16 protein-coding genes and 1 tRNA gene are annotated in these 17,372 nt (G+C 63.2%); 5 read left to right on the top strand and 12 right to left on the bottom strand.

Annotated elements, in window-relative coordinates:
- Positions 1-49: 49 nt before the first annotated feature.
- Genes ACEWPM_RS09055 through ACEWPM_RS09040 form a run of 4 tightly spaced genes read right to left on the bottom strand, consistent with a single transcriptional unit; the run spans position 50 to position 5,629 of the window.
- The gene (locus tag ACEWPM_RS09055) at positions 50-1,174 is read right to left on the bottom strand and encodes an ABC transporter permease (protein ID WP_393961347.1); all 1,125 of its coding nucleotides are present in this window, start codon (positions 1,172-1,174) and stop codon (positions 50-52) included.
- Between the two features lie 2 nt (positions 1,175-1,176).
- Positions 1,177-3,948, bottom strand: coding sequence for a ribosome-associated ATPase/putative transporter RbbA (gene rbbA, locus ACEWPM_RS09050; protein WP_393961346.1), 2,772 nt, complete (start codon positions 3,946-3,948; stop codon positions 1,177-1,179).
- Complete coding sequence (locus ACEWPM_RS09045; RefSeq protein WP_393961345.1) at positions 3,945-4,997, bottom strand: HlyD family secretion protein; 1,053 nt, start codon at positions 4,995-4,997, stop codon at positions 3,945-3,947. The genes rbbA and ACEWPM_RS09045 overlap by 4 nt, the downstream gene beginning before the upstream one ends.
- 2 nt (positions 4,998-4,999) lie before the next feature.
- Positions 5,000-5,629 carry a TetR/AcrR family transcriptional regulator gene (locus ACEWPM_RS09040; protein WP_393961344.1) on the bottom strand — a complete coding sequence of 210 codons (630 nt, stop codon included), beginning with the start codon at positions 5,627-5,629 and terminating at the stop codon, positions 5,000-5,002.
- A gap of 459 nt (positions 5,630-6,088) precedes the next feature.
- Here ACEWPM_RS09040 and ACEWPM_RS09035 point away from each other — a divergent pair, with 459 nt between their 5' ends.
- Entirely contained in the window at positions 6,089-6,577 is a 489-nt protein-coding gene (locus ACEWPM_RS09035) for a group III truncated hemoglobin (protein ID WP_393961343.1), read from the top strand.
- 100 nt (positions 6,578-6,677) lie between these two features.
- On the opposite strand, the gene ACEWPM_RS09030 is transcribed toward ACEWPM_RS09035, so the two are convergent.
- From ACEWPM_RS09030 to ACEWPM_RS09010, 5 genes are all read right to left on the bottom strand, one after another.
- A complete protein-coding gene (locus ACEWPM_RS09030; RefSeq protein WP_393961342.1) occupies positions 6,678-7,337 on the bottom strand; it encodes a rhomboid family intramembrane serine protease in 660 nt (219 codons plus the stop codon).
- 619 nt (positions 7,338-7,956) lie between these two features.
- Positions 7,957-8,032 (bottom strand) — tRNA-Thr (locus ACEWPM_RS09025).
- A gap of 87 nt (positions 8,033-8,119) precedes the next feature.
- On the bottom strand, positions 8,120-9,601 hold the full coding sequence (locus ACEWPM_RS09020) for a heme biosynthesis protein HemY (RefSeq protein ID WP_393961341.1): 1,482 nt from the start codon (positions 9,599-9,601) through the stop codon (positions 8,120-8,122).
- A 14-nt stretch (positions 9,602-9,615) separates the two neighbouring features.
- Positions 9,616-11,175: a COG4223 family protein gene (locus ACEWPM_RS09015; RefSeq protein ID WP_393961339.1), complete on the bottom strand. Its 1,560-nt coding sequence runs from the start codon at positions 11,173-11,175 to the stop codon at positions 9,616-9,618.
- Positions 11,176-11,222: 47 nt separating this feature from the next.
- Positions 11,223-11,954 carry a uroporphyrinogen-III synthase gene (locus tag ACEWPM_RS09010; RefSeq protein ID WP_393961338.1) on the bottom strand — a complete coding sequence of 244 codons (732 nt, stop codon included), beginning with the start codon at positions 11,952-11,954 and terminating at the stop codon, positions 11,223-11,225.
- A gap of 75 nt (positions 11,955-12,029) precedes the next feature.
- Between ACEWPM_RS09010 and tsaD the strand changes: the two genes are divergently transcribed.
- The 4 genes from tsaD to ACEWPM_RS08990 all read left to right on the top strand — a co-directional run bounded on the left by tsaD (position 12,030) and on the right by ACEWPM_RS08990 (position 14,531).
- The gene (gene tsaD, locus ACEWPM_RS09005) at positions 12,030-13,109 is read left to right on the top strand and encodes a tRNA (adenosine(37)-N6)-threonylcarbamoyltransferase complex transferase subunit TsaD (protein WP_393961337.1); all 1,080 of its coding nucleotides are present in this window, start codon (positions 12,030-12,032) and stop codon (positions 13,107-13,109) included.
- Positions 13,110-13,169: 60 nt separating this feature from the next.
- Positions 13,170-13,439 (top strand): YciI family protein, encoded by a 270-nt coding sequence (locus tag ACEWPM_RS09000; protein WP_393961336.1) that lies wholly within the window; start codon positions 13,170-13,172, stop codon positions 13,437-13,439.
- Positions 13,440-13,443: 4 nt separating this feature from the next.
- On the top strand, positions 13,444-13,863 hold the full coding sequence (locus tag ACEWPM_RS08995; protein ID WP_393961335.1) for an EVE domain-containing protein: 420 nt from the start codon (positions 13,444-13,446) through the stop codon (positions 13,861-13,863).
- A 140-nt stretch (positions 13,864-14,003) separates the two neighbouring features.
- Complete coding sequence (locus ACEWPM_RS08990) at positions 14,004-14,531, top strand: hypothetical protein (RefSeq protein ID WP_393961334.1); 528 nt, start codon at positions 14,004-14,006, stop codon at positions 14,529-14,531.
- A 320-nt stretch (positions 14,532-14,851) separates the two neighbouring features.
- Here ACEWPM_RS08990 and ACEWPM_RS08985 read toward each other — a convergent pair whose 3' ends face one another.
- From ACEWPM_RS08985 to ACEWPM_RS08975, 3 genes are all read right to left on the bottom strand, one after another.
- Positions 14,852-15,349: a transglycosylase SLT domain-containing protein gene (locus ACEWPM_RS08985; RefSeq protein ID WP_393961333.1), complete on the bottom strand. Its 498-nt coding sequence runs from the start codon at positions 15,347-15,349 to the stop codon at positions 14,852-14,854.
- A 188-nt stretch (positions 15,350-15,537) separates the two neighbouring features.
- Entirely contained in the window at positions 15,538-16,512 is a 975-nt protein-coding gene (locus ACEWPM_RS08980) for a quinone oxidoreductase family protein (RefSeq protein ID WP_393961332.1), read from the bottom strand.
- Positions 16,513-16,648: 136 nt separating this feature from the next.
- Positions 16,649-17,302 carry a peroxiredoxin gene (locus ACEWPM_RS08975; RefSeq protein WP_393961331.1) on the bottom strand — a complete coding sequence of 218 codons (654 nt, stop codon included), beginning with the start codon at positions 17,300-17,302 and terminating at the stop codon, positions 16,649-16,651.
- Positions 17,303-17,372: the final 70 nt, after the last annotated feature.

Raw genomic sequence — 17,372 nt, 5'->3', positions numbered from 1 at the left:
TGGCCAGGGCCCATTTCTCATGACTCGCGTGGGCTCTGAGCACATGGTTTTACCCGGCCAAGTTCATCGACCGGCGAAACAGCAGGAGACTTGCCGCGAAGAACGCCAGTCCCAACCCGCCCATGAGCGCCAGTTGGACCCAGACGGTATCCAGCCCCGCGCCGCGGAAGACGACCGCCTTGGCGAAGGCCAGGAAATGGCGCGAGGGTAGGGACATGGTCAGACGCTGAACGATGTCGGGCTGACTCTCAACGGCGCCCATGCCGCCCGACAGCATGATGATGGGGATAATGACCATGATCACGAGCAGCGCGAATTGCGCCATGCTTTGCGCCATCGCGCCCAGGAACATGCCGATGGCTGCGGCGGCGGCCAGATAAATAGCGGTACCCGCCAGCAGCAATGCCACAGATCCGGCCATCGGCACATCCAGCACGCCCTGCACCACGAAGAGGAGTGACAGCGTGAAGGCTGCCAGCACGACCACCACGTTGGCCAGCACCTTGGACAGCGCGATCTCCAGCGGTGTGAGGGGCATCACCATGAGATGCTCGATCGTGCCCTGTTCACGCTCGCGCAGCATCGCCGCGCCAGTGAGTGCGATGGTCAAAAGCGACAGCTGATTAAGCAGAGAAGAGACCGACTTGAACCAGACCGGATCGCCGTTGGGATTGAAGGCGCGGCGCAGCTCCAGCCGCAGAGCCGGATCGGGTGCGTCGGGAGTGTTCGTCAGGAAGGCGCGGGTTTCCGAGGCCAGGATATTGGCGATGTAATCGGTGCCGAGTTGAGCCTGGGACACGGCCGTGGCATCAACCTCAAGCTGGGCGGTGGGCATCAGGCCCGCAATCACATCGGCTTCGAAACCGGGCGGAAAGGCAAGGACGAACATGATCCGGCCCGCATCCATTTCAGGCGCGATTTGGTCCGCTCCGATCATTACCGGCGGCTGGAACCAGGGGGGACGAAGCGCGTCGGCGATCTGGCGGGTCAGCATCGAGCTGTCCTCGTCCACTATGGCGATGGCGGCATTATAGACCGTGTCGCCCGCGCCGCTGGCCTCCAGGATAACTGCGACGATGAAGGACCACATTATGAGGATGACCATGACAGGGTCGCCAAGGACGCTTTTCAGTTCCTTGCCGGCCAGCCAGAAGATGTTGGTAATTCTGCGCATCGCTACCGCTCCTGCTTGCGCAGGGCGAGCACGGCAAGCCCGGTCAGCACCGGCCCGAAGGCGGCGAGACGCAACAGATGGCCCGACAGTTCGGGCAGCCCCAGCCCCTTGGTGAATGTGCCGACGCTCAGCCCCATGTACCATGTCGTGGGCCAGAGCGTGCCCACGATCCGCGCGGGTCCTTCCAGCGAGGAAACCGGCGTGATCATGCCCGAAAATTGCAGCGTCGGCATCACCGACAGGATCGCTGCGGCAAAGACCGCCGTAACCTGCGTCTTGGCCATCGTCGACACCAGCAAGCCATACCCCGTGGCCGCCACTGCATAAAGCAGCGCGCCCAAAACCAGCGCCGCAGGACTGCCCTTCAGCGGCACGTCCAGCACCGTGACCACCAGCACCGTCAGAATGATAAAATTCAGCAGCGTGATGGCAATGTAAACCAGTTGCTTGCCGATCAGGAATTCGGCACGCCCGGTGGGGGTGACGTAGAAATTGGTGATCGTGCCGATTTCTTTCTCCCGCGCCACGCTGACCGCCATCAGGATCGCGGGGAACAAGAGCAGCAGAAGTGGCGGGATCGAGGGGCCGATGGCGGGCAGGCTTTCCATCGCCGGGTTGTAGTGGAAGCGCGGCTCAAGCGTTGCGGGTGGCAACTGGTCCGGTGTTTGCGTCTTGGTCAGGTCGGCCAGGGCCAGCGCCGATCGCGCATCTTGGGTCATCGCGTGGGTATGCGCGCCCTCGACATAGCTTTCCACTGTGCCGGCGCGGCTGGTATCGGTGCCGTCGATCAGCGCGGCGATCTCGGCTGTCTCGCCACGACGCACGGAGATGCCGAAATCCGGCGGGATCTGCAGCGCCAGCGCCAATTCGCCGCTAGCCATGCGCCGCTCAAGCTCATCGGCGCCACCGATGCGCGACCGTTCAAGGAACCATTCGGAGTCCTCGAAGCTCGACAGATAGGCGCGGCTTTCCGGGCTGTGGTCCTGGTCAAAGGCGGCGAAGGGAATTTCCCGCACCTCTTGCGAGATGCCAAAGGACATGATCAGCAGCAACACCGCGCTGCCAACGAAGGAAAAAACCAGCCGCACCGGATCACGGCGCACCTGCATCGCCTCGCGCGTGGTGAAGGCGAAAAGCCGGCGCAGGCTGAAGCCCGCCGTATCTTTGGGAGGGTCAGGTGTCTCGCTGACGGTCAGCGCGGTGTCGTCCTCTGGTTCATCTTGCGGTATCGCGTCCAACATGTGGGCAATGAAGGCGTCCTCAAGCGTCTCTACGCCACGCGCCGCGATGATCGCCTGGGGCGCGTCAGTCACCAGAACCTTGCCCGCATGCATCAGCGATATCCGGTCGCAGCGCATGCCTTCGTCCATGAAATGGGTCGAGATGAAGATCGTCACCCTGTCACGATGTGCCAATTCCAGCAACATGTCCCAGAATGCATCGCGCGCCTGCGGATCGACGCCCGAGGTCGGCTCGTCCAGGATCAGGATATCGGGTGCATGGATTACCGCCACCGCCAGCGACAGGCGTTGGCGCACTCCCAGCGGCAGCGATGCCGCACCCTGATCAAGGTAGGGCTCCAGCCCGAAGCGCGGCACCAGCTCGCCCATGCGCCTGGCGGTCAGATCGCTGCCCAGATGAAAGAGGCGCGCGTGTAGAAGCAGGTTCTCACGTACCGTCAATTCGCCGTAAAGCGAGAAGGATTGCGACATGAAGCCGACGCGCCTGCGCGCGTCGAGGTTCTGCGCATCGACCGGCTGGCCGAATATCCACGCCTCGCCCTCCGTCGCGGGCGTCAGCCCCGTCAGCATCTTCATCGTCGTGGTCTTGCCGCAGCCATTGGAGCCGAGAAATCCGAAAATCTCGCCGCGCCTGATCTCAAAGCTGACCGCATCCACGGCGGTGAAATCCCCGAACCGCTTGGTCAGCTCGCGCGCCTCGATCGCCGGTGTTTCGTCGGCGTTCCCGTCGGGCTGTTCCGGGGCGGAGGGCTTGGCCTCCGAGGTGTCTGTTTCGCCGCCCAGCAGCGCGACATAGGCCGCGCCGACGGTGTCGGTTCCTGTCTTTGCCTTGAGATCGTCGGGGCTCGCCTCGGCCAGAATGGTCCCCTCGTTCATGGCGATGAGGTGTTCGAAGCGCTCGGCCTCTTCCATGTAGGCGGTCGAGACCAGAACGCTCATGTTGGGGCGATCCTCGCGGATCGCGTCAATCAGATCCCAGAACTGGCGCCGCGAGAGCGGATCGACGCCGGTCGTGGGTTCATCCAGCAGCAGAAAATCCGGATCGTGGATCAGTGCGGCGCAAAGCCCAAGTTTCTGTTTCATCCCACCCGAAAGCTTGCCCGCCGGGCGGTCGAGAAAAGGGGCGAGGCCCGTCGCACCTGTCAGGCGCTCGATGCGGGCCGCCCGCTCGGCCCGGCCCTGACCGAACAGCTTGCCGAAAAACTCCAGGTTCTCGCGGATGCTCAGATCGTGATAAAGGTTCCTGCCCAGCCCCTGCGGCATGAAGGCGATCCGCCGCCCGATATCGGCGCGATGGCGAGCACTGGACATGTCGCCGCCTAGCGTCTGGATCTGCCCTGCCTGCAGCCGCTTGGCCCCCGAAACCAGCCCCATCAGAGTGGATTTGCCCACCCCGTCCGGGCCGATCAGCCCGACCATCCGGCCAGACGGAATGTCCAGTGTCAGGTCGTCAAGCGCCCTGACCTTGCCATAGCGGTGGCTGACAGAGACGATCTGTGCCGCCGGATGAGCGGCTTCGGCAATCGCCGTCATTGCCCGGACTCGTCACCGGTCCCGTCCCCGGCCACGAGGGGCGCAGGCAAGCTCGCGACTACCGGCGGCGTCAGTCCCTCGGGCCAGTCGGCCACGCTGCCATCCGCACCGACCAGCCGCACCCAAGCCACGCCGCGCACGCCAGTCTTGACCTGCGCCAGACGCTCCTGGACCAACTGCGACGGAATCCGCACCCGGATGCGGAACATCAGGCTTTCACGCTCTTCGATGGTTTCGACCTGTTTCGGCGTAAACTGCGCCTGTGGGGCGACGAAACTGACAATAGCGGGAATGGCGGCATCCGGCCGCACATCGACAACGATCCGCGCCTCGTCTCCGAGCCGCACCCTTGGCGCGGCACCGGCAGACAGGAAAAACTCCATATAGACATTGCCGAGGCTTACCAGCGTCAGCACCTTGCCGCCGCTGCCCAGCACCTCGCCGGGCTGGGCCAGGCGATAGAGGATACGGCCGGGAACGGGCGCGTAGAGCGTGCTGTCGGCGATCCGCGCCTCGATTTCGCGCAGGTTGGCGGCCTCGGCGTCGACGGCGCGCTCCTTGGCTCGGGCCTCGGCCTCGGCGGCGGCGAGCCCTGCCTCGGCCAACTGTGCCTCGGTGCGGCGAATGTCGAGGTTCTCGCGCGAGATGACATCGCGTTCGCTCAGGGTTTCCGCGCGGGCCAGCTCACTTGCTGCCAGGGCAAGGCTTGCCTTGGCCTTGGCCGAACCGGCCTTGGCCACAGCCACCGCGGCCTCGGCGCTGGCAACTGCGGCTTGCGCACGCATCTTTTGTGCCTCCAACTCGGTAGTGTCCATCACGGCGAGGATATCGCCCTGCGCGACAAGGTCGCCTTCCTGCACCATGATCGTCGCCACCCGGCCCGGCAGGCGGCTGGAAATATCCACAAGGTCCGCTTCTATCCGGCCATTGCCGCGCGCGAAACCTTCCGGCGGCAAGCCGCTTGGGGCCAGAAACACTTTCCACAAGGCATATCCGATCAATGCTCCAAGAAGCGCAATGACAAGGATGATCGAAAGCCGGCGCGACATGATCAGGACCCGCCTTCGCTCGCTTCATCGGATTCGATGCCGCGCCGATAGAGGGCAAACACGCCCGGGGCTGCCTCTGTCATGTGGCCCATGTCGCCGACTATGAGAGATTGCATGACCAATCCCTGGATCGTGCCGATGAAAAGCGTCGCTGCCGCCTCACCATCAAGGTCAGGGCGTAATTCGCCGCGTGCCTTTCCGGCTTCTATAAGGTCATTCAGCCGTGCCGCATATTGCTTGAGCATTGCATGCGCCAAGCGTTTCGCGGGTGTGGCCTTGGCGCCTTGCAACTCACCGAACATCATGCGCGGTGCTCCGGGATGTTCGGAAACGAAAGCGACATGGGCCAGAAACATCGCCTGCATCGTCTCGATGGGCGACTCTATGCCCTCGGACGCTTTTTCAATGCGTGCCATGAGGCGTTCGGCCACCCATTTCATCACGGCTTGCCAAATCGCTTCCTTGTTCGGGAAATGTCGAAAGATCGCGCCCTGCGTCAGGTTCATGTGCTTTGCGATGGCCGCGGTCGTGATGGAATCCGGGTTGGTTCTGCCGGCCAGGTCCACGACTGCTTCGACGGTGACATTGCGACGCTCGTCGGCTGGAAGGTTCTTTTGACGCGGGGTGTTCACTAAGCTGTCTCCGTTTACCGACCGGCGTCCGCGTGAGGCAGACCTGCTATGCTATCCGCATCCGGCCCAAAGCGTTTTTCCGGGCGCGACGTCGCGCAGGAAGCTAAAGGAAAGCGGCAAGGCATAAACAACTGCGCCACTCGAAACACAGGCCAATGGCGATTCATTTGAAGTATGATTTAATTTTTGATAGTATTCAATTATTATCTTTTGCCGTCAGAGTTGACCGAAGTGCATTGTCTGACGCCAATCGCCGGAGCCCGAACCTTGAACGCGCAACTTTCCCGAGCTGATGCCAAGGAATAATGCTCTGGACAGACGTCGAAGCAAAATGGCACGTTCTTTGCTCACCGACAAAGGTGCTCTTGGGCGGACAAAGCACCCGAACAAAGGGGGGCTTCGCCTAAGCGAACGGGAGCTTGCCTACGACAAAAGGGACAATCGCGAAGGAGGCGCGACATGTGTGACCCGCTCAAGATCGGACAAGCACGACCAGGACGTACGCGCGCGCAGCGTCGCGCGGCGGCGGAGATCATGGGCATCGACGACGTCTATTTATCGCGAATGATACATTTCTTCGTCGCGCGGGTACGCGCAGACAAGCGCTTGCAGCGGTTCTACGCGGTCGAAGACCCACACCACAGGGCGCAACAGGTCGCCCGCATGACCGCATTCTGGCGAAACGTGGCCTTTGACACGGGCGATTACGCTGATGACCTGTTCGAAAAGCATCGACATCTGCCCGACGTCCACAGAGAGGATTTCGAACGCTGGCTGGAACTGTTCCGCGCGACGCTTGAAGAAACCGCTCCAACGACCGAGGCGGCGCGTTATCTGATGGTCCGGACCGAACGCGTGGCGCGAAACCTTGAACTGGCAATGTTCGGAGAGCCCAGTGACGCGGCGCAGAAATCGTCGCGGCACCAATGTCGGTCGGGCCAGTCCTGACGACTGAAAACATGCCCACACGCGGAAGGGGCTCCTGGCATGCTGACATTTTGAGGTGAGTATAGAGCATATCGGGCACCTCGCAGCGCTCGGCCGGGTGTCAGTGTCGCGCAAAGCTCTGCCCTGCGAGCCAGCCGGCAATCCAACCGCCCAGATGCGCCTGCCAGGCGAGCCCGCCGGAAAAGACCACGAACAGGGCTATATTGGCAACGACAAGGCCGAGGATCCCCACCACCAGCGGCTGCAGGGGAAGCCGGGATCGCCGACGCATTCGGTAATCCGCAGCCTGCCACACCCCGATCAAGCCAAATACTGCGCCGGATGCACCGATCATCGGTGCAGCACTGGTAGAAAGCAATCCGAAACACGCCGCGCCGGAGACCGCCGACACGAACAGTGCCAGCAGAGTCCTGGCTGGTCCGATATGAGCCGAAACGTACTTTCCCAGCGACAGCAGGACAACGCCGTTCATGGCAAGATGCGCGAACCCACCGTGCAAAAAAGCGTAAGTAATGAACATCAAGGCGGTCTGTCCGGGATAAACCGGCGACATTGCCCCGGAGACAAGCGGTTGCCAGAAGGCCCCAAGCGCGAAGGCGGGCCAGCGCAGATTCTGAGATCCAAGCAATCCGGATGCCGACAGGCTGATAACCAGTTCAATCGCGGCCATGACCCCGACGAGGATCCACAAGAACCCGGGCGCACCGGCCTGCTGCATCGGGCTGTGCTTTTGATGGTCCGTTCGAGACGTGGGCTTCATGGCTCCAAGCTAGTCCTTCGAGGTGCAAAGACCAAGGTCGCACAACCAGTCTGGAACCGGCCCAGGCGCCCAAATGAAGCAGATATGTCCATCTCCCGATTGTAATGACCAAGCTAAACGGTGCACCGGGCCTTGGAGAGAGCAGGATCCCCCCAAAGGACCCTCATCCGCTTGACACAGCCGCAGCAGAGAACCGGGTATCCTACGGAAGGCATTATCGACGCGCGACTGACGACGAGCCAAGCGAGGCATAGAAATCACCGGATTTGACCTGAACGCATCAGCGAAACATCGGCCGAGGCGAGGGCTTTGGCAGGAATTGCTGTCAGGTAGTGTTGATGCGTCTTTGACCGCGAGACTGAAACGCAGCGAGAAAAAGAATACAGTCTCGTCTTGGTCAACGCTTTTGCCACACCGGTCATTGCGAAATCATGTGCGCTGAGGCAAGGCGATCTGAGAGGCCGAACCTCGACGATTCAGGCATTCCGGGATGCAACGACCGAAGAAGAAAGGCCTGCCTTCTTTCAAAATGACCCCGGCTGGAACACTAACCGATCGGATCCTATGCTATCGGCTCACCGCAACAGCCGGAGTGTATTCTGTATCTTGGTCAAAGGGGTGGTGCCGCTGATAGGACTCGAACCTACGACCCCATCATTACGAATGACGTGCTCTACCAGCTGAGCTACAGCGGCCCTTGGCGGGGGTCTTGCGCGCGTGAAAATACCGGCAAGGCACCTCGGGTGACGGCGCTATAGCACTGGCGCCCGGGCGGGCCAAGTCTATTTTTTGGCCTCGGCGGTATCCTTGGCCTCGTCATCCTTGGGTGGGTCCTGAACCACCTCGGCATCGACGACGCTGGCTACATCCGTTGCGCTGGCATCGTCCAGATCGCCCATGATCAGGGGGAGCATTTCGATGCCGGTGGGCGAGGTCACGTCGCTTTGCGGGGGCGATTTCCACTCCAGCGTATCAAAGGCGCCGCAATGCTCGCAGGCAGGAACCCATTCACCGTGAATATGCTGGCACTTGCCGCAGATCCATTGCGGGCCGCGCGGAGCGGCCATGGCGCGGGCCAGCCAGCCTTTTACGACACGGTCGGCGGCGCCCTCACCCTTCTCGATCGCGGCCATGATGGTCAGGACGCGCGCATCGGGATCCTTCTCCACCAGATCAGCCAGTGCGCGGCGCGCGGCGGGGAAATCCTCGGCGGCGAGATTCAGCTCGGCCTCGACCAGTTTTGATTCGCGGTGATCGGGGCGCGCGTTGATCAGCTTGCCAAAGCGCTTGAGCCGCTGCTGCGGCGTCTCGTCAGGCGCGATGGCGGCGAAGGCGGCGGCCAGATCGGGATGCGGTTGCTGGTCCCAAGCCTTGCGAATGACGCGGGCGGCGTAGCGCGGCGCGCCCTGCGCGATATAGCTGCGCGCGGCCATGACAGCGGCGGGAATGAGATGCGGCGACAGCTTGTTCGCCTCGATCGCGGCCTCGCGCGCCTCGACGGTCTTGCCCTCGACGGCGATGTCGCGCGCCGCCGACAGGGCCAGCACCGCATCGCGGCGCTTGTGCACGTCGCGCGGGATATTTCCGTGCTTCAGCTTGGCGCCCAGCGTTGCGCGGGCGCCAGCCCAATCCTCCTGCCCGGTCTGGAGACGCAGCAGCGTATCCTGTATCTCGGCATGGGCGGGTTTGAGGCCAAAGGCCGTTTGCGCCAATTGCAGGGCCGTGTCGGTATCACCGTCGGCCAGCTTTTGCCGCAAGATGCCGCGCACGCCGACGAACTTTGTCCGGTCATCCTTGAGCAAGCGTTTATAGACCTCCTCGGCCTTGGCGCGATTGCCCTGCATCTCGGCAGCCTGGGCCGTCACAAGGTTAGTGAGCGCAGGCTTGCGCAGATAGCGCTCGGCCCTCGCGGCACGTGCCATAGCGATGTCGCCCTCGCCCGAGGCGAGCGCCATCATCCCTTCGGACAAGGCGCGATAACCCTTTTCCTGGCGATTGCGATCGAAATAGCGCGACAGCGCCGTTTCGTCTCCATTTATGAATTTCAGGACTGCGATCAGCAGCGCAGCCAGTTTCAACAGCAGCCAAAGCCCGAGGATCAGCAGCGACAGCGCGATCACCGCGGTGAGCGGCGTCAGGTTCAACTCCATCCCCGCCATGACGATGCGCACGCCGCCATCCAGCTCCAGAAGGTAGGAGGCGCCGAAGGTGACGAGAACCACAAGGGCCAGGAAAATTACAATCTTGATGATTGACCACAGCATTGAGGCGGGCCCTTTCAGTTCAGTTTCTCGGCGAGCGCGTCATAGGCGTCCAGCGCCTCTATGCGGGCGCGCAGCTCTGCGGTCCAGCCCGACATCTCGGCGCGAGCGACTTCGGGCAGGCTCTCGACCTCGGAGAATGCGCTTTGCAAATTGCCCTGCCGCAGATCATCCTCGGCCCGCGACAGGATGGCGTCCGTGCCCGGCCCTTCCTTGCGCTCAAGCGACCGTGCGCCCAGCTGGTCGGACATGAACGACCAGACCCCGTCCGCCGCGCCATCCGCGCCGTCGCGGCGGGCGGCCGTCAGTGCTGCGCGGGCCGCGGGAGCAAAGGCCTCCTGCAGATCCGGTTGGGTGGCGACGCCTGTCTCGGCCACTTCTTGCAAAGCATCGGGGGTGGGTATGCCAACCCTTTCAAGATCGCCCAAGGCCGAAGCGAACTCCGATCCGGTGTCGAGCGCCGTGCGGATCCGTGTCACCGCGGCGCGGAGCAACGCCTGCTGGGCGGCGGCACGCGCGGCATTGTCGCGCTCTTCGGCCTCTTGGGTCAGCGCGGCCAGTTGCTCGCCCTGCTGCTCGATGGTGCTGCGCAGGGCATTGAGCTGCCCGGAGGAGACGCCGGTGCCGTCACCGGCGGGTTGGTTCTCGACCGCATCGAGCCGCGCCGTCAGTTCCGCGATTTTCTCTGAAAGCCCGCCAAGCGAGCCTTCCAGCGCCTGCTGGCTGCCTTCGATCCCGCTGAGGTCAGGGGCATCGGGCGTGCCGGGCAGCTCCGCCACCTGGCTGGCCAGCGCGTCAATCCGCTGAGCCTGCTCATCGAGGCGCGCTGCCTGACCGCTGTCTGCGCCAACCGGGGTCATCAGCCCCATCTGCGGCAAAAGGTAGTAGGCGGCGCCAAACCCGAGGGCCGCGGCGCAGACGCCACCGAGGAAAAGCGCCAGGAATCCGGAGCGGCGGGCGGGCGGACTCGCGGGCGGATTCTCCGGCTGCTTGTCGGCAGTGCGCGAGGCTGTAGAGCTGGTGGTGACCGTCGCCGGTTTCGCGGCCGGCTCGGGCGTCGGGCCTGCCTGCGCGCTGGCGCTGGGCTTGTCAACAGACGGTTTGTGATCCGATTTGGCGGATGGGGTATCGCCGGATGTACCAGGCTTGGATGTCTGTGTTTTGGGAACGGTCGTCGCCGTAGTCGCGCCGGGTTTTGATGATGCGTCCCCGGACACACTATCCGACTTGCCGGGTTCATTGGTACCAGACGCCTTCGGCGCTGTATCCTTCGTGCTGGTGGCCGAGCTTGCCGTCGACGATTTCGCTGTCGTCTTGGACGAGGATGACCTGGCGGGTGACGATTTCGCGGCAGGCTTTGCCGCCGTCTTCGATGTCTTGGACGCGCTTTTTGCTGCGGGTTTCTCTTTCGCGCTCTCGGCCGTCTCCCCGGCGGATGCGTCGCTATCAGCAGAGGGCACGCCCGGCTTGGGGCCTGTCGATGTGGCGTCGGTCGCTTTGGCGTCGGTGCGTTTTTGCGCCTCGTCGCTGCCAGTCTCGGCGTTCGGGCTGTCTTTGGACCCTTTTTTGTCTGCCACGTCGCTTGCCCCTTTCGAATCTGCCCCAACTACCCGGTTTGACAACCTTACTGCGCGCTCTTTGTTCCCTCAAGGCGGTAGGCCGCCGCGACCGCCTCGGGCCAGGCGCGCAACATTCCGGCGGTATCGGGACGGTCCGCCACGATCACGGCTTGCGCCGCCCCCTCGGGTACCCGCGCCGCCGCGGCTGCGCTGATCGCCAGCACGACGAGGGGCGCCTTGGGCGCGCCACCGGCAAAAAGCGCGGCGGCACTGCGTGGAGAGAAGACGGGCGCGATGACGGGCGCGGTGCCCGTCAGACAGCTTTGCGCCTCGGCGGTCAGGGGCGCCAGATGCTGCGCATAGATCACCGCTTCATCCACAGAAATTCCAGCATCGCTCAGCAGTCCGGCAATATCCGCTGCGGCATGTGCGCCCCGCAGGTGCAGCATCGGGCCATCGCCCTCATCCGCCTTGATGCGCGCCACCATATCACGGGCATCGCCGCCGCAGGATATGGCCGTCATGCCGGCGCGCCGCGCCTCCTCGGCAGTGGCATCGCCGACGGCGTAAACCGGAACATCGCGCCGGTCACTGCGCGCTGAAAATTCCCGCACGGCGCTGCGCGAGGTAAAGATCAGCCAGCGATAGCCTTCCAGATCCGGCAGCGTGCCCGTGCCCTCGATAACCAGCGCAGGCGACAGGACCATGGGCAGGTCACCCCCCGGATGCCGCCGCAGTTCTTGCGCGAATTGGACACCATACGGCGCGGGCCGCGTGATCAGGACGCAGGGGGGCAAGGCACGGCTCCGCAGTTGTGGCAGGGTCGGCCAAGTGATACGCGGATGGCGGCGGTCACGCAACGGGCAGACAAGATGAACGATACCCTGACCATCCTCGGAATTGAAAGCAGCTGCGACGATACCGCAGCGGCCATCTTGCGCGTGAATGGCACCGCCCAAATCCTGGCCCAAACGGTGCAGAGCCAGGGACAGCTTCACGCGGCATTCGGCGGCGTCGTCCCCGAGATCGCTGCCCGCGCCCATGCGGAAAAACTGGACCTCTGCGTGGCGGAGGTGCTGCGCGCCTCGGGCCTCAAGCTCCGCGATATGGACGCCATCGCGGTCACTGCCGGGCCAGGCCTGATCGGCGGCGTGATGTCGGGCGTCATGTGCGCCAAGGGTCTGGCGACCGGGGCGAGCCTGCCGCTGATCGGCGTCAACCATCTGGCGGGCCATGCTCTGACCCCGCGCCTGACCGATAACGTGGCCTATCCCTACCTGATGCTGCTGGTCTCGGGCGGGCATTGCCAGTTTCTGCGCGTCGACGGGCCGCAGGACTTCACCCGGCTCGGCGGCACCATCGACGACGCGCCCGGCGAGGCCTTTGACAAGACCGCGCGCCTTCTGGGCCTGCCGCAGCCCGGCGGCCCGGCGGTCGAGCGGGAGGCGGCAGCGGGCGATCCCGCGCGCCATGCTTTCCCGCGTCCCATGCTCGACCGGCCGGGATGCGACATGTCCTTCTCGGGCCTCAAGACCGCGCTCTTGCGGGCGCGCGACGGGATCATAGCGGAAAAGGGCGGGCTGACGGTACAGGATCGGCGTGACCTCTGCGCCGGATTCCAAGCCGCGATGCGCGACGTTCTGGCCGAAAAGACGCGCCGCGCGCTGGCCGCCTGCCCTGATTTGCGGGTGATCGCCGTCGCGGGCGGCGTCGCGGCCAATCAGGCCATTCGCGGCGCGCTGATGCAGGTGGCCGAAAATGCAGGCGCCACGTTTATCGCGCCGCCGCTGGCGCTTTGCACCGACAATGCAGCGATGATCGCCTACGCGGGGGCCGAGCTGTACCGCGCAGGACAACGCGACGACATGACCCTTTCGGCACGCCCTCGCTGGCCACTGGACAGCACCGCGCCCTCGATGCTGGGATCGGGCAAGAAAGGCGCCAAGGCGTAAATTGCACAGGGCCGCGCGCCGCTATAGTCTGCGCGCAAACAGCCTGTATAGGAGCCCGACATGCTGATCGCCCTCATCGCTCGCGACAAACCCGGCGCGCTGCAAATCCGCCTCGATACGCGCGATGCGCATGTCGATTACCTGAAAACCTCGGGGCCGGTGTCGCAGGCGGGGCCGCTCTTGGACGATGCGGGGCAGATGTGCGGCTCGCTCGTCGTGCTGGACGTGCCCGATATGAACGCGGCCCGGGCCTGGGCCGAGGCGGATCCCTATGCCCATGCTGGCCTTTTCGAGAGTGTCGAATTGATCCCCTGGAAAAAAGTGATCTGAGGTCATGCAATACTGGCTTTTCAAATCCGAACCCTCTGCCTGGAGTTGGTCCGACCAACAGGCGCGCGGCGACGCGGGCGAGGAATGGGACGGCGTGCGCAATTACCAGGCTCGCAACATCATGCGGCAGATGGAACTGGGCGATCGCGGCTTTTTCTACCACAGCCAGGATGAGCGCGCGATTGTCGGCATCGTCGAGGTTTGCGCGACCATCCATCCCGACAGCACGTCAGACGATCCGCGCTGGGAATGCGTCGATATCCGCGCGGTAGAGCCGGTGGAAACACCCGTGACGCTGGACCAGATCAAGGCTGATCCGCGTCTTGCGGACATGGCGCTGGTGCGTCAGCCGCGCCTGTCGGTTCAGCCCGTCACGCCCGAGGCGTGGCGCATCATCTGCGAAATGACGAAAGTCATTGACTGAAAACAAGGACAGGGGCGCTATTAACGGGTGTGCGGAACCAAATTTCGGATCCAACGTTCTCACGCTATGACCATGCGGACTGAAATGTCCGCGCAATTAGAAGTGCGCATCCTGCGACAATGATTTTCTGGAGGTTTCACATGACCAAGCTTTACACTGCCATCGGCGCCCTGACCCTGGCCCTTGCAACACCGCTCTCAGCCGCCGTTGACGATGTTCTGCCCACGCGTGGCGATGAGATTAGCAAATTTCGCGACGCCGGTGCCTGGACCATTCGCGAGAATGTGACGCGCGGATCATGCTTTGCTTCATACAAGGCAGAGTCGGGCGCCATTGTGCAGTTCGGCTTCACCAAGGATGAAAGCGCGGGCTACCTTGGTCTCTTCGGCCAGAATGCCGACGTCGTTCCCGGCGATCAGGCGGTTGCGTTCATTGCGAATGGCAACCTCTATTCCGGCATGGCGACCGGCGTGGGCGCCAGCATCGAAGACGGCTATGAAGGCGGCTACGTCTTGGTGAACAACACCAAATTCGTGAAGGACATCGAAGCTGGTGAAGAGCTGGTCGTGTTCCCCGAAACGCCGAAGACCTATATCGTGGACATGTCCGGCGCCTCGGCGGCGGTTTATGAAGTGCGTAAGTGCACAACCGAACTGCACCAAAAGTGAGCTGAGTGGCGCGCCAGCACAGTTGCGCCATCAGCAGCTTGCATTCAATGGATAAGGCCCCGTCTTGCGGGGCCTTTTTTATGTGCGAATGCCGACAACGGAAACCACCGCTGCGCATATAAAAACGAAGGGTTCCGGCCCATGCCGAAACCCTCCGCCACCCCACGTGCTCCCTACGCACCACACGTGTATCTGGATTAGGTTCCGGCCGTCCTGGCCCGATGAGATGACACTACCTCGGCACGCGCCGTTACGCAAAGATCAAGTGCCGCAAATTTGTCTCAAGAGGCGCGCAAAGCCGCAAGAAGCCGTAGCGCCGCCTACCTGCAATGCTTGGCGATTTCGCGCGTCTGCAGCTCGGTTTCCACCAGAAGGCAGCGGTCGCGCGCCTCGTAATAATAACCGCGCGCATACCACATCACGGCCTTATTCATATCGCCATCCGACACCATCCATGCCCCGCGCAGGTATTTCACCGCGAAATGCAGGTTCGTCTCGGCATCCAGCAGGTCCGTATCCTTTCCGGAGAAGCCCATACCGCGCGCGGTGGCAGGCAGGATCTGCATCATGCCATAATAAGGACCATTACGTGCCTTGGGGCGATAGTCGCTTTCGCGCTGGATCACCTTGTGCACCAGCGGGCGCGGCACCTCATAATGATCAGCGTATTTGTTGACTAACTGCCGGATCTCGGGCGTCTCATTGGGATAAAGTGAGGCGGGCGAGCTGCTGGAAACGGTCGGCGCATCCTTGGGCGGGGTGCTGGCGCAGGCGGCGAGAAGGCCGAGCGAGGCGACGAGAACGGCGCGCAAAATCATGATCTGGGGTGTCTCCAAGGGAATCTTGGCGTTCGTTAAGGACCAAAGACGCCGCATCTGGCAAGTCGGGCGGGTCTGCCTGCGCGGAACTTCGCCGGTCCACAGGCGCCCCAGGCAAAGCGCCGCCCAAAGCTGACGGTGCGTCAACCGGGTGCACACCGTCATTTGGTGCGCACCCCAGCCGACAGTCAGATTTCCAGAACGGTGCTGCCGGTCGTCTTGCGCGCCTCCAGCGCCTCATGCGCCTTGGCCACATCACGCAGGGCAAAGCGTTGACCGATATTGATCTTTACGTCTCCGGCCAGCACCTTCTTGGCCAGATGCGCCGCCATCGACTGGCATGTCTCCTGGTCCGAAATATGGGTGAACAGCGTCGGGCGCGTGATCTTGAGCGAACCCTTCTTGCCGAGTATGCCCACCTCGAAAGGCGGCACCGGCCCCGAGGCATTGCCGAAGGAAATCATCATTCCCAGCGGCCTCAGCGAATCGAGCGAGCCGTCGAATGTGTCCTTGCCGACCGAATCCATCACCACGTCGACGCCCTTGCCGCCAGTCAATTCGCGTACCTTGGCCACCCAATCCTCGGTGCGATAATTGATGCAATGCGCGGCGCCATGATCCAGCGCGAGCTGACATTTCTCGTCCGTGCCGGCGGTGCCGATCAGGGTGATCCCCTCGGACCGCGCCCACTGGCAGGCAAGCAAGCCCACGCCGCCCGCCGCCGCGTGAAAAAGCACGGTATCGCCGGATCTCAGCGGCGTCGTGCGGTGGAAAAGATACTCCACCGTCATGCCTTTCAGCATCATCGCCGCACCTTCCTCGAACGAGATGCCCTCGGGCAGCGGACAGACCTGCGCCGCGGGCATGACGCGCGCCTCGGCATAGGCGCCCGGCGGCTGCGAGGCATAGGCGGCGCGGTCCCCTACCTTGAGATGCGTCACGCCCTCGCCCACCGCCTCGATCACGCCGGCGGCCTCCATGCCCATCGCATGGGGCAGCTCCATCGGGTAAAGCCCCGTGCGCTGATAGACGTCGATGAAATTCAGGCCCACGGCCTTGTGCGCGATGCGCACCTCACCTTTGCCGGGCTCGCCCACCTCGCGGTCGACCAGCTTGAACTCTTCGGGTCCGCCATGCGCTTCGATGATTGCCGTCAGTGCCATTTCTTCCTCCTCGCGGTGATTTGGCCGCAGTGAGGAGGAAATTACCGGCGCTGTCCACCACTTCCTTGGCGGCGCAGCCCCGGACGGTATGGCCCGCCGCCCAGTCATGCGCGGCGGGCGGCAGGCCTGGCTGTCCTCAGCCTTTCAGCTTGGTCATGCGCAGATAGGGCAGAACGGTATCGAACTCACCGAACTTGTCCTTGGCATCGGCATCGTTGAGAGCGGTCGGAATGACCACATCCTGACCCACCTGCCAGTCAGCGGGGGTCGCCACCCCGGCCTTCGCCGCTGTCTGCAGACCATCGAGCGCGCGCAGCACCTCTGCAAAGTTGCGGCCAACATTCATGGGATAGGTCATCGACAGCTTCAGCTTCTTGTCCGGCCCGACGATGAACACGCTGCGCACCGTGGCGCTGTCATTGGGGGTGCGGCCATCGGGCAGATAGGCCTCGGCGGGCAGCATGTCGAAGGCTTTCGAGACCTCCAGCTCCTCATCCGCGATGATTGGAAAACCGGCGGATGTGCCCGCGACCTTCTCGATATCGCCCTTCCATTTCTTGTGCTCCTCGACCCCATCGACCGACACACCGATGACCTTGGTATCGCGTTTCTTCCACTCGTCGGCCAGTTTCGCAACGGCGCCGAACTCGGTGGTGCAAACGGGGGTGAAATCCTTGGGATGCGAGAACAGGATAGCCCAGCTATCGCCGATGAAATCGTGAAAGCTGATCTTGCCCTGATCGGTCTCGGCGGTGAAATCGGGGACGGTGTCGTTGATACGAAGTGCCATGTCGGCTGTCCTTTCCTTGTTGCGTAAACGGGACTTGCACCGCGCAAGATAGGATGCGTCCGGGTGGATT

Origin of the sequence: Roseovarius maritimus, from assembly GCF_043355895.2 — a bacterium.
Taxonomy (GTDB): Bacteria; Pseudomonadota; Alphaproteobacteria; order Rhodobacterales; family Rhodobacteraceae; genus Roseovarius; species Roseovarius maritimus.
This window is presented reverse-complemented; position numbering and strand designations above follow the sequence as displayed.

What these genes read in the sequence shown, in the direction of transcription:
- ACEWPM_RS08990 (WP_393961334.1), top strand. Translation starts at nt 14,004, where the DNA reads ATGACCAAGCTTTACACTGCCATCGGCGCCCTGACCCTGGCCCTTGCA.
- ACEWPM_RS08995 (WP_393961335.1), top strand. Translation starts at nt 13,444, where the DNA reads ATGCAATACTGGCTTTTCAAATCCGAACCCTCTGCCTGGAGTTGGTCC.
- ACEWPM_RS09000 (WP_393961336.1), top strand. Translation starts at nt 13,170, where the DNA reads ATGCTGATCGCCCTCATCGCTCGCGACAAACCCGGCGCGCTGCAAATC.
- ACEWPM_RS09030 (WP_393961342.1), bottom strand. Translation starts at nt 7,337, where the DNA reads ATGAAGCCCACGTCTCGAACGGACCATCAAAAGCACAGCCCGATGCAG.
- ACEWPM_RS09055 (WP_393961347.1), bottom strand. Translation starts at nt 1,174, where the DNA reads ATGCGCAGAATTACCAACATCTTCTGGCTGGCCGGCAAGGAACTGAAA.
- ACEWPM_RS08975 (WP_393961331.1), bottom strand. Translation starts at nt 17,302, where the DNA reads ATGGCACTTCGTATCAACGACACCGTCCCCGATTTCACCGCCGAGACC.
- tsaD (WP_393961337.1), top strand. Translation starts at nt 12,030, where the DNA reads ATGAACGATACCCTGACCATCCTCGGAATTGAAAGCAGCTGCGACGAT.
- ACEWPM_RS09020 (WP_393961341.1), bottom strand. Translation starts at nt 9,601, where the DNA reads ATGCTGTGGTCAATCATCAAGATTGTAATTTTCCTGGCCCTTGTGGTT.
- ACEWPM_RS08985 (WP_393961333.1), bottom strand. Translation starts at nt 15,349, where the DNA reads ATGATTTTGCGCGCCGTTCTCGTCGCCTCGCTCGGCCTTCTCGCCGCC.
- ACEWPM_RS09035 (WP_393961343.1), top strand. Translation starts at nt 6,089, where the DNA reads ATGTGTGACCCGCTCAAGATCGGACAAGCACGACCAGGACGTACGCGC.
- ACEWPM_RS08980 (WP_393961332.1), bottom strand. Translation starts at nt 16,512, where the DNA reads ATGGCACTGACGGCAATCATCGAAGCGCATGGCGGACCCGAAGAGTTC.
- rbbA (WP_393961346.1), bottom strand. Translation starts at nt 3,948, where the DNA reads ATGACGGCGATTGCCGAAGCCGCTCATCCGGCGGCACAGATCGTCTCT.
- ACEWPM_RS09045 (WP_393961345.1), bottom strand. Translation starts at nt 4,997, where the DNA reads ATGTCGCGCCGGCTTTCGATCATCCTTGTCATTGCGCTTCTTGGAGCA.